6 protein-coding genes and 1 pseudogene are annotated in these 11178 nt (G+C 65.1%); 4 read left to right on the forward strand and 3 right to left on the reverse strand.

Annotated features, from left to right (window positions below):
• Nucleotides 1–98 precede the first annotated feature (98 nt).
• Complete coding sequence (locus EN781_RS13390; protein WP_126054286.1) at nt 99–1226, reverse strand: S-(hydroxymethyl)glutathione dehydrogenase/class III alcohol dehydrogenase; 1128 nt, start codon at nt 1224–1226, stop codon at nt 99–101.
• A gap of 261 nt (nt 1227–1487) precedes the next feature.
• Between EN781_RS13390 and EN781_RS13395 the strand changes: the two genes are divergently transcribed.
• The 3 genes and pseudogenes from EN781_RS13395 (at nt 1488) to EN781_RS13405 (ending at nt 8169) form a co-directional block, all read left to right on the forward strand.
• The gene (locus EN781_RS13395; RefSeq protein WP_126054287.1) at nt 1488–3500 is read left to right on the forward strand and encodes an acetyl/propionyl/methylcrotonyl-CoA carboxylase subunit alpha; all 2013 of its coding nucleotides are present in this window, start codon (nt 1488–1490) and stop codon (nt 3498–3500) included.
• Nucleotides 3501–3592: 92 nt separating this feature from the next.
• A pseudogene (gene dnaE / locus EN781_RS13400) lies at nt 3593–7118 on the forward strand (DNA polymerase III subunit alpha).
• Nucleotides 7119–7158: 40 nt separating this feature from the next.
• On the forward strand, nt 7159–8169 hold the full coding sequence (locus EN781_RS13405; RefSeq protein ID WP_126054289.1) for a methyltransferase: 1011 nt from the start codon (nt 7159–7161) through the stop codon (nt 8167–8169).
• Nucleotides 8170–8222: 53 nt separating this feature from the next.
• Here the strand turns inward: EN781_RS13405 and EN781_RS13410 are convergent, their stop codons facing one another.
• Complete coding sequence (locus tag EN781_RS13410; RefSeq protein ID WP_126054290.1) at nt 8223–9104, reverse strand: DMT family transporter; 882 nt, start codon at nt 9102–9104, stop codon at nt 8223–8225.
• Between the two features lie 178 nt (nt 9105–9282).
• On the opposite strand from EN781_RS13410, the gene EN781_RS13415 reads away from it, so the two are divergent.
• The gene (locus tag EN781_RS13415; protein ID WP_126054291.1) at nt 9283–9786 is read left to right on the forward strand and encodes a hypothetical protein; all 504 of its coding nucleotides are present in this window, start codon (nt 9283–9285) and stop codon (nt 9784–9786) included.
• Nucleotides 9787–9806: 20 nt separating this feature from the next.
• On the opposite strand, the gene EN781_RS13420 is transcribed toward EN781_RS13415, so the two are convergent.
• A complete protein-coding gene (locus EN781_RS13420; protein WP_126054292.1) occupies nt 9807–11135 on the reverse strand; it encodes a DNA polymerase IV in 1329 nt (442 codons plus the stop codon).
• Nucleotides 11136–11178: the final 43 nt, after the last annotated feature.

Raw genomic sequence — 11178 nt, forward strand, 5'->3', positions numbered from 1 at the left:
CCATTGTCGATTTTCGGATGCAGTTTTTCCGCCATTCCATTCCTCCCATGTTTCACCACAGAGGTCGCCGGCCGGCTGGCCGGCGGCGTGCGGCTTCCTCAGTAAACCACGACACTCCGGATCGACTTGCCCTCGTGCATCAGGTCAAAACCCTTGTTGATGTCCTGAAGCTTCAGCGTATGGGTGATCATCGGGTCGATCTGGATCTTGCCCTCCATGTACCAGTCGACGATCTTCGGCACGTCGGTGCGGCCGCGCGCGCCGCCGAAGGCGGTGCCCATCCAGGTGCGGCCGGTGACCAGCTGGAACGGCCGCGTCGAAATCTCCTGGCCGGCGCCAGCAACGCCGATGATCACCGACTTGCCCCAGCCGCGATGCGAGGCTTCCAGCGCCTGGCGCATCACCTTGGTGTTGCCGGTGCAGTCGAAAGTGTAGTCGGCGCCGCCGATCTGGTCGGCGCCGCGCTTGGTCATGTTGACCAGGTAAGGCACGATGTCGCCGTCGATCTCCTTCGGATTGACGAAATGCGTCATGCCGAACTTCTCGCCCCAAGGCTTCTTGTCGTTGTTGACGTCGACACCGATGATCATGTCGGCGCCTGCGAGCTTCAGGCCCTGGATGACATTGAGGCCGATGCCGCCGAGGCCGAAGACGACGGCGGTAGCACCCTGCTCGACCTTGGCCGTGTTGATGACGGCGCCGATGCCGGTGGTGACGCCGCAGCCGATGTAGCAGATCTTGTCGAAGGGGGCGTCGGGATTGACCTTGGCGACCGCGATCTCCGGCAGCACGGTGAAGTTGGAGAAGGTCGAGCAGCCCATGTAGTGGAACAGCTTGTCCTTGCCCATCGAGAAGCGCGACGAGCCGTCCGGCATCAGGCCTTGGCCCTGCGTGGCGCGGATGGCGGTGCAGAGGTTGGTCTTGCGCGACAGGCAGGACGGGCACTGCCGGCATTCCGGCGTATAGAGCGGGATGACATGGTCGCCCTTCTTGACCGAGGTCACACCCTTGCCGACGTCAACGACGACGCCGGCGCCCTCATGGCCGAGGATGGCCGGGAACAGGCCTTCCGGATCGGCGCCCGACAGCGTGAATTCGTCGGTGTGACAGATGCCGGTCGCCTTGATCTCGACCAGAACCTCGCCATCGCGCGGCCCTTCGAGGTCGACCTCCATGATCTCCAGCGGCTTTCCGGCGGCGACAGCAACAGCGGCGCGCGTTTTCATGAGGCAGTTCCTCCCAAGGCAATCGACAATCTCTGATGTGGCCGGCTTGTTGAGCCTGCCCGGCGAAGCGAAATGCCCGCCAGCCCTCCGCAATGAGCCACGCGCCACTCTACAGAGTTCGGCGGCGGCGGCCAACTTCCTTGCGACGTTTTTCGGCGCGCTATTCGCAATCCGGGCAGGGCGGATGGGCGTCGCCCGGCCACTTGAGCCATGGCGGGATTGTCCATAGAACTGGTTTCTCGCCGGAGGAACGACGCCCGAATGTTCAAGAAGATCCTGATCGCCAATCGCGGCGAGATCGCCTGCCGTGTGATCAAGACGGCGCGCAAGATGGGGATTGCCACCATCGCGGTCTATTCGGACGCCGATCGCGACGCCGTGCATGTCGAGATGGCTGACGAAGCCGTGCATATCGGGCCTTCGCCCGCGGCGCAAAGCTATCTGCTCGCCGACAAGATCCTTGCCGCCTGCAAGCAGACGGGAGCGGAGGCCGTGCATCCCGGCTATGGCTTTCTTTCCGAACGCGCCGCCTTCTGCGAGGCGCTGGAGAAGGAAGGCATCGTCTTCATCGGCCCGAAGCCCAAGGCGATCAGGGCGATGGGCGACAAGATCGAATCGAAGAAATTCGCCAGCAAGGCCAAGGTCTCGACCGTGCCGGGCTGGCTGGGTGTCATCGAGGATGCCGACCATGCCGAGAAGATCGCCGGCGAGATCGGCTATCCGGTGATGATCAAGGCCTCGGCCGGCGGCGGCGGCAAGGGCATGCGCATCGCCTGGAACAAGGCCGAGGTGCGCGACGGCTTCGACAGGGCGCGCTCGGAAGCGAAAAGCTCGTTCGGCGACGACCGCGTCTTCATCGAGAAGTTCGTCGTCGATCCGCGCCATATCGAAATCCAGGTGCTGGCCGACGCGCATGGCAACGCGCTCTATCTCGGCGAACGCGAATGCTCGATCCAGCGCCGCAACCAGAAGGTGGTCGAGGAGGCGCCGTCGCCGTTCCTCGACGCCAAAACCCGCAAGGCGATGGGCGAGCAGGCAGTGGCCCTGGCCAGGGCCGTCGACTACCAGAGCGCCGGCACGGTGGAATTCATCGTCGACAGCGAGAAAAACTTCTATTTCCTTGAAATGAACACGCGATTGCAGGTCGAGCACCCGGTGACCGAACTCGTCACCGGCATCGACCTGGTCGAGCAGATGATCCGTGTCGCCGGCGGCGAGAAGCTCGCGATCAAACAGGGCGATGTGAAGCTCGACGGCTGGGCGGTGGAAAGCCGCCTCTATGCCGAAGACCCGTACCGCAATTTCCTGCCCTCCATCGGCCGGCTGACACGCTACCGGCCGCCGGAGGAGGGGACGTTCGGCGATATCGTCATCCGCAACGATACCGGGGTCACCGAGGGCTCCGAGATCTCGATGTTCTACGATCCGATGGTGGCCAAGCTTTGCACCTGGGCGCCGACGCGGCGCGAGGCGATCGACGCCATGTCGGAGGCGCTCGACAGTTTCGTCGTCGACGGCATCGAGCACAACATTCCGTTCCTGGCGGCGCTGATGCAGCATCCGCGCTGGCGCGAGGGGCGGCTGTCGACCGGCTTCATCGCCGAGGAATATCCGCACGGATTCGCGCCGATCACGCCGAACGACGAAGAAAAGGCGGTGCTGGCGGCGGTCGCCACGGCGATGGAGCTGCTGCGCCGCGACCGGCTCGACCGGCTGAGCGGACGGCTGGCGCCGCATTCGGGCATCCTCAAGCGGGACTGGGTGGTCAAGATCGGCGCCGACTACCTTTCGGCCGCCATCCTCGAAGGCATGGTCTCGATCCCGATGGAAGTCGATCTGTCGATCGATGGCGGCAAACCGCTGACGGTAGCGTCCGACTGGCGGCCGGGCGATCTCATCTGGCGCGGCACGGTCGGCGGCAACGCGGTCGCGGCACAGGTCCGGCCGGCGCTGAACGGCTTGCGCATCGCCTGGAAAGGCATGTCGGTGACGGCCCAGGCCATGCTGCCGCGTATCGCCGAACTCGAAAGGCTGATGCCGGAAAAGCTGCCGCCGGACACGTCGAAGATGCTGCTTTGCCCGATGCCGGGCCTGGTCGTGTCGATCGCAGTCGCCGAGGGCCAGGAGGTCAAGGCCGGCGAGACGCTGGCCGTGGTCGAGGCGATGAAGATGGAGAACGTGCTGCGCGCCGAACGCGACCTCACCGTGTCCAAGCTCAACGCCAAGCCCGGCGACAGTCTAGCCGTCGACGCGGTGATCATGGAATTCGCCTGACCTGTGCACAGGAGATCCCTGGACTCGCATCCCGCGCTCCCGGACAATACATCTGCACCGATTGTTGAGTCCCTTCGAGCGACGCGAGCCCCATGGCGGATGAACGACTTCCACGCGACCCGTTGCTGCGCGAAGCAGCGGTAAAGGACGCGCGTCCGGAAACGCCGGCGCGGCCGTTCATCCATCTGCGCGTGCACTCGGCCTATTCGCTGCTCGAAGGTGCCCTGCAACTCGGCGCCATCGTCGGCCATGCGGTCAAGGACGAGTGCCCGGCGATCGCCGTCACCGACACCAACAATCTGTTCGGGGCGCTGGAGTTCGCGCAGAAGGCGGTGAAGGACGGCATCCAGCCGATCATCGGCTGCCAGATCGATCTCGCCTTTTCCGGCGAAGCGGGCGATGCGCAGCGCGACCGCCGCCGCCAGGGGCCGGAGATGCACCCGATCGTGCTGATCGCCGCCACCGAGGCCGGCTACGCCAATCTGGTCAGGCTGATCAGTCGGGTCTACCTGGAAACGCCGCCCGGCGAGCCGGTGCACCTGACCAGCGCGATGCTCGAGGGACAATCCGACGGCTTGATCTGCCTGACCGGCGGTCCGCGCGGCCCGATCGGCCGCGCCCTGAAGGAGGACCGTCGCGACCTCGCCGAGCAGCGGCTGCTGACGCTGAAGGCGATGTTCGGCGACCGGCTCTACGTCGAGCTGGAGCGGGTCCAGGGCTACGACCGCATGATCGAGAAATCGACGGTCGACCTTGCCTACAGCCACGATCTGCCGCTGGTCGCCACCAACGAGGCGTTCTTCTCCAGGCGCGACGACTATGAGGCGCATGACGCGCTGGTCGCCATCGCCGAGGGTTCGGTGGTCGCCGCCGACAATCGCCGACGGCTCTCGCCGGACAATTTCCTGCGCAGCCAGGCGGAGATGGCGAAGCTGTTCTCTGACCTGCCGGAAGCGATCGACAACACGGTCGAGATCGCGCTGCGCTGTTCCTACTATCCGAAGAACCGCAGCCCGATCCTGCCGCGCTTCACCGGCGGCGATATCGCCGATAAGGATGTGGCGGAGAAGGCGGAGGCGGCCGAGCTCGCCCGCCAGGCGCGCGAGGGGCTGGAGGCGCGACTGGCCGCGCACGGACCGACGCCGGGCTATACGGTCGAGCAATATCGCGAGCGGCTCGATTTCGAGCTCGGCATCATCGAGAAGATGAAATTCCCCGGCTATTTCCTGATCGTTGCCGACTTCATCAAATGGGCGAAGTCGCAAGGCATTCCGGTCGGGCCGGGACGCGGTTCGGGCGCCGGTTCGCTGGTCGCCTATTCGACGACCATCACCGACATCGACCCGCTGCGCTTCTCGCTGCTGTTCGAGCGCTTCCTCAATCCCGATCGCGTCTCGATGCCTGACTTCGACATCGACTTCTGCCAGGACCGGCGCGAGGAGGTGATCCGCTACGTCCAGCAGAAATACGGCCGCGACCAGGTCGGGCAGATCATCACCTTCGGTACGCTGCAGGCGCGCGCCGTGCTGCGCGACGTCGGCCGCGTGCTGCAAATGCCCTACGGCCAGGTCGACAAGCTGTCCAAGATGGTGCCGCAGAATCCGGCCAATCCGGTCAAGCTGGCGGACGCCATCGCCAACGAGCCGCGCTTCGCCGAAGAGGCGGAGAAGGAGCCGATCGTCCAGACGCTGCTCGATACCGCGCAGAAGCTCGAAGGCCTCTATCGTCACGCCTCGACGCATGCCGCCGGCATCGTCATCGGCGACAGGCCTTTGTCGGAACTGGTGCCGATGTACCGCGATCCGCGCTCGGACATGCCGGTCACCCAGTTCAACATGAAATATGTCGAGCAGGCCGGGCTGGTGAAGTTCGACTTCCTCGGCCTGAAGACGCTGACCGTGCTGGAGACAGCGGTGAAGCTGATCCGCCGTCGCGGCATCGACATCGATCTGGCGACGATCCCGCTCGACGATCCCGATACCTACGCCATGCTGTCGCGCGGCGAGGTGGTCGGTGTGTTCCAGGTGGAAAGCGCCGGCATGCGCAAGGCGCTGATCGGCATGCGGCCGGACTGCATCGAGGACATCATCGCGCTGGTGGCGCTCTACCGCCCCGGCCCGATGGAGAACATCCCGACCTACAACGCCAGAAAGCATGGCGAGGAGGAGATGGCCTCGATCCATCCCAAGATCGACCATCTGGTGAAGGAGACGCAGGGCGTCATCGTCTACCAGGAACAGGTGATGCAGATCGCGCAGGAGCTTTCCGGCTATTCGCTCGGCGAGGCCGACCTTCTGCGCCGCGCCATGGGCAAGAAGATCCGCGCCGAGATGGACAAGCAGCGCGAGCGCTTCGTCACGGGCGCGGTCGAGCGCGGCGTCGGCAAGCCGCAGGCCGACTTCATCTTCGATCTTTTGGCGAAGTTCGCCGACTACGGCTTCAACAAGTCGCACGCGGCGGCCTACGCGGTCGTCTCCTACCAGACTGCCTACCTCAAGGCGCACTATCCGGTGGAATTCCTCGCGGCATCGATGACGCTCGACATGGGCAACACCGACAAACTGGCCGATTTCCGCCAGGATGCGCTGCGCCTCGGCATCGAGGTGGTGGCGCCGTCGGTGATGTCGAGCTTCCGCCCCTTCGAGGTCGGCCAGAACAAGATTTTCTATTCGCTGGCCGCGCTCAAAGGCGTCGGCGACGCGGCGGTCGAGCATATCGTCGCCATGCGCGGCGAAAAGCCGTTCAAGAGCCTGGCCGACTTCTGCGAAAGGGTCGATCCGAAGATCGTCGGCAAGCGCGTCTTCGAAAGCCTGATCATGGCCGGCGCTGGACTGCTTCGGCCATGACCGCGCTGCCATGATGGCCGGCGTCGAGCGGATGATGGGGCTGGCCTCGCTGGCGCAGCAGAATGCCGTCTCCGGCCAGGCCGACATATTCGGCGCCTCGCTCGGCGCCCAGTCGCAGGCGCTCAATTTGCCGGCGACCGAACCCTGGCTGGCGGCCGACCGGCTGCATCGCGAATTCCAGGTGGTCGGCTTCTATCTCTCGGCGCACCCGCTGGACGAGTACAAGGCGGCGCTGCAGAAGATGCGGGTGCAGAACTGGGCGGAGTTCTCGGCCGCGGTCAAGCGCGGTGCTGCCGCCGGTCGCCTCGCCGGCACCGTCACCACCAAGCAGGAGCGCAAGACCCGCACCGGCAACAAGATGGGCGTCGTGCAGTTCTCCGACACGACCGGACAGTACGAGGCGGTGCTGTTCTCCGAAGGCCTGGCGCAATTTCGCGATATGCTGGAGCCCGGCCGCTCGGTGGTGATCACTGTTTCGGCCGAAGACAGGCCGGAGGGCATCAATCTGCGAATCCAGACGGTGCAGTCGCTGGAAGATGAGGCAAGCCGCATCCAGAAGGCGTTGCGCATCTTCCTGCGCGACGCGGCGCCGATCAACATTCTCGCCAACCAGCTCGCCGTGAAGGGCGAGGGACAGGTGAGCTTCGTGCTGATCAAGGATGCCGGCCAGGGCGAGGTTGAGATCGAGCTGCCCAACCGCTACCGGATTTCGCCGCAGATCGCGTCGGCGATGCGCGCCGTGCCCGGCGTGGTCGAAGTGGAGCTTGTTTAGAGCCCGTTCCTTGTGATTTGCTGGCGATCCGAGGGGCGCCATGGATCCGCGAACAGCCGCTTTCGAACTGATACGGATGGTCAACCAATACCAGGTGTCGCAAGCGATCTCGGTTGCGGCGATGCTGGGCATCGCCGACCACATCAAGGACGGCGAGCGCTCGGCGGCTGAGCTGGCCAGCCTGACAGACACACATCCGCGCGCACTCTACCGCCTGTTGCGCGCGCTGGCGGCGGTGGGCGTCTTTCACGAAGGCGAGGACGGACGGTTCTCGCTGACGCCGCTCGGCGGCGCCTTGCGCTCGGACGCCGACCATTCGGCGGCCCCCTGGGCGTCATTTGTTGGCCGGCCCTACTACCGGCAGGCGTGGAGCGATCTGCTCTACAGCATCCGGACCGGCAAGAACGCGTTCCGCCACGCCCACGGCAAGGGGGTCTGGGAGTACCGGATCGAGCATCCCGAGGAGTCGGTGATTTTCGATCGCGCGATGGCGGCGAACTCGCGCGGCGTGGCGGCGGCCATCCTGGCGGCATATGATTTTTCGCGCTTTCCGGTGATCATGGATGTCGGTGGTGGCAGGGGCACGCTCCTTGCCGAAGTCCTCGCCGCCAGTCCCGGCAGCCGCGGCATCCTATTCGACCAGCCGCATGTGGTCGCGGCGGCCGGCCCGGTGATGGACGAGAAGGGTGTCGCCGATCGCTGCGACATCGTCGGCGGAGATTTTCTCGCCGCGCTGCCCGAGGGAGCAGACGCGCTGCTGCTGAAATGGATCGTGCATGATTGGGACGACGAGACCAATCTCGCCATACTGAGGAACTGCCGCAAGGCTCTTCAGCCGGACGGCAGGTTGCTGGTGCTCGAGGCCGTGCTCGCGCCGCCAAACGAAGGGGCGCGCGCCAAATTCGCCGACCTCAACATGCTGGTGGCGCCGGATGGCCAGGAGCGGACAGCCGACGAATACAGGCTGCTCCTGGCAAGGGCCGAGTTTGAGGTGACGGAGATCATCGAGGCCGGGCAGCACATTAGCATCGTCGAGGCGAGGCCGGCGTGATCGGCAAGTAGGCCGCCCGCCGATGCCGTCGAACCGTGAGGAACGAACCTTTCCTATGACGCCGCAATCTCTGCCGGTTCTGGCGCTTTGCGCTGCAGATTGAGTAGATTGCCGAGTAGGATCAGCAGCGCGCCGCCAGCGGTGAAGGCATCGATCTGCTCGTGGTAGAGCAGCCAGCCGATCAACGCTGACAACGGCACGCGCAAAAAATCCATCGGTGAGATGACAGTGGCGTCAGCGTAGGCAAGCGCGCGGGCCATGCAGAAATGCGACGACATGCCGGTGAAGGCGATCACCACGATCCATGGCCAGAGCTCGAGCGACGGGGTGCGCCATTCGTAGAGCGCCGGAGCCAGGCCGAGCACGGACTGGATGATGAGCATCCAGAAGATGATGCTGACGACGCTGTCGGTGCGTGTCAGCGACTTGACCATCACCACCGAGGTGCCGAAGCAGACCGCCGCGCCCAGCACGATGAGCTGTCCCACGTTCATGGAACCGAGGCCCGGACGCACGATGATCACCACCCCGACCAGCCCCAGAACGATCGCCGCCAGCCTTGGCCGCGAGAGCCTCTCGCCAAGGAAGCTGACCGCCAGCAAGGCCGTCCAGATCGGCGTCGTGAACTCGATCGAGATCAGCACGGCAAGCGGTATCAGCGTCAGCGCGTAAAGCCAGGCGGCCTGACCGGAATAGTGAACGACGTTGCGTGCAAGGTGGGCGAGCGGACGCTCGGTGCGCATCGCGGCGAAGCCACCGCTCATCATCACCAGCGGCAGCAGGATGAGGAAGCCGATGACCGAACGCAATTCCAGCACCTGGAAGACGTTGAGCTCGGCCGTCGTGGCGCGGCCGGCGACCGACATCGCCAGGAACGAGGCGATCGACAGCGCCATCCAGAACGCGGCCTTGGAGATCGAGGGAGCGGGTGCCATGCGCGTTATGTCGCAAGCCGGCGGGCCCGCCGCAACCGCTAGTCCACGCATTCGACTGGGCCAGCCGATGCGGCGTTAAAAAACAGTCACGTTGAAGGCGGAACCTGGGGTCGCCGCAGGCGTTCGAGTCCCTGTATCCGCGCTTAGGCATTTCCGATTCTACCGGGGGAGACCTTCGATGAAATCAATGCTGCTGCTTCTGCTCGCGGGCGGCCTGACCGCCGTGAGCCCCGCGCATGCCGACGATGCAGATTTCCTGCGCTCGTTCCAGGGCAGTTTCGCCGGCAACGGCACCGTCAAGGTGACCACCAACGCGCCGACGGTGAACGTCTCCTGCACCTTCAATTCCGGCGCGACGTCGACTTCGCTGTCGCTCGACGGCAATTGCCGAGGTCTCGTGCTGGTGACGCGGGCGATCAGCGCGGATTTGAAATCCAACGGCAAGGGCTATACCGGCGTTTATGTCGGCTCCCGTACCGGGCCGGCGCGGTTGAATGGCAAGCGGTCGGGCAATGCGCTCAGCCTCGCAATCCGATGGGCCAAAGAGGTGAATGGCGACCGGACGGCGCGGCTAACCGTCGAGAAGACCAGCGGGGACGGCATGCGGCTCACCGTGACAGACGCCGATCCGAAAACCGGCAAGACGGTGGTGACAAGCCGGATCGATCTCAAACGCACGTGAGTGGCGGAAGCCGAATTCGATCACTCCTCGATCGGCTCCGGCGGATTGGCGCCGCGGCCCCTGCCGAACGTATAGCCGGTTTCCACGGCCTTCTTGCCGAACTTGTCGCGCAATGAATCGATGGCGCCTTCGGCCAGCGCGCGCTTGCGCGACTGCACATCAACCAGATCGGGCGGATCGGCCTTCCCGTCGTCGGAGAGATCGCTGACGCCGATCCCGAGCAGGCGGTATTTCGTCCCGTCGGCCTCCCGGCGCAGCAGGTCGAGGCCGGTCTGGAAAATCCGGTCGGCCAGACGGGTGGGGTCGCCAAGCTGGCGGTTGCGCGTGCGGAGCTTGAAATCCTGCGTCTTCAGCTTCAGCACGACGGTGCGTCCGGCAATGCCCGACTTCTTCAGCCGAGCCGAGACCTTTTCCGACAGAGCCCGTAGCACGGGGACCAGTTCGGCCATGGTGCCGATGTCAGCGTCGAAGGTCGTTTCGGCCGACACGCTCTTGGCGTCGCCGCCAGGGTCGACGCGGCGGTCGTCCTGCCCGCGCGAGAGCCGGTAGAGCCGGTCGCCCATGACGCCGTAGCGGCGCATCAGCTCGGCCCGCTCCATGCGCTGCAGCTGGCCGATAGTGCGAATGCCGTCGCGTTCCAGGGCGGCCGCGAAGGCCTTGCCGACGCCCCAAATCATCGTCACCGGCTGCTCGGCCAGGAAGCCGATCGCCTCGGCCTCGCCGATCACCGAAAAGCCGCGCGGCTTGCGGAAGTCGGACGCCACCTTGGCGAGGAACTTGCAGTAGGAAAGACCGGCCGAGACGGTGATGCCGAGCGCCTTTTCCACGGTCAGCGCGAAGCGCGCCAGCACCAGCGCTGGAGGCATGCCGTGCAGGCGCTCGGTGCCGGCAAAATCGAGGAATGCCTCGTCGATGGAGAGCGGCTCGACCAGCGGCGTCAGCGCCTGCATCAACGCGCGGACTTCGCGCCCAACGCGGACGTATTTCTCCATGTCTGGAGGAATGACCACCGCCTCGGGACAGGCTTCAAGCGCCTTGAACATCGGCATTGCCGAGCGCACACCGTGGATGCGGGCGATATAGCAGGCGGTGGAGACGACCCCGCGCCTGCCGCCGCCGACGATGACCGGCTTGTCCTTCAGCGCTGGATTGTCGCGCTTTTCGACCGCCGCGTAGAAGGCGTCGCAGTCGATGTGGGCAAGGTGAAGCCGGTAGAGCTCCGGATGGCGCACGAGCCTGGGGCTGCCGCAGCGCTCGCAGCGCCGCCCGCCGCCGCGCTGGAGGGCCAGGCAGTCGCGGCAAAAACCGTGTTCAGGATTGTTGACAGGAGCCGCCATCGATGCGAACATAAAGAGAACAAACGCAATGGTACGACAGTGCTGGGCCTGCAAC

It is taken from the genome of Mesorhizobium sp. M4A.F.Ca.ET.090.04.2.1 (assembly GCF_003999085.1).
Classification (GTDB): Bacteria; Pseudomonadota; Alphaproteobacteria; order Rhizobiales; family Rhizobiaceae; genus Mesorhizobium.

Bases quoted from the DNA above. Each gene is read 5' to 3' on its own strand.
- EN781_RS13390 (WP_126054286.1), bottom strand. From the start codon at position 1,226: ATGAAAACGCGCGCCGCTGTTGCTGTCGCCGCCGGAAAGCCGCTGGAG.
- EN781_RS13395 (WP_126054287.1), top strand. From the start codon at position 1,488: ATGTTCAAGAAGATCCTGATCGCCAATCGCGGCGAGATCGCCTGCCGT.
- EN781_RS13405 (WP_126054289.1), top strand. From the start codon at position 7,159: ATGGATCCGCGAACAGCCGCTTTCGAACTGATACGGATGGTCAACCAA.
- EN781_RS13410 (WP_126054290.1), bottom strand. From the start codon at position 9,104: ATGGCACCCGCTCCCTCGATCTCCAAGGCCGCGTTCTGGATGGCGCTG.
- EN781_RS13415 (WP_126054291.1), top strand. From the start codon at position 9,283: ATGAAATCAATGCTGCTGCTTCTGCTCGCGGGCGGCCTGACCGCCGTG.
- EN781_RS13420 (WP_126054292.1), bottom strand. From the start codon at position 11,135: ATGTTCGCATCGATGGCGGCTCCTGTCAACAATCCTGAACACGGTTTT.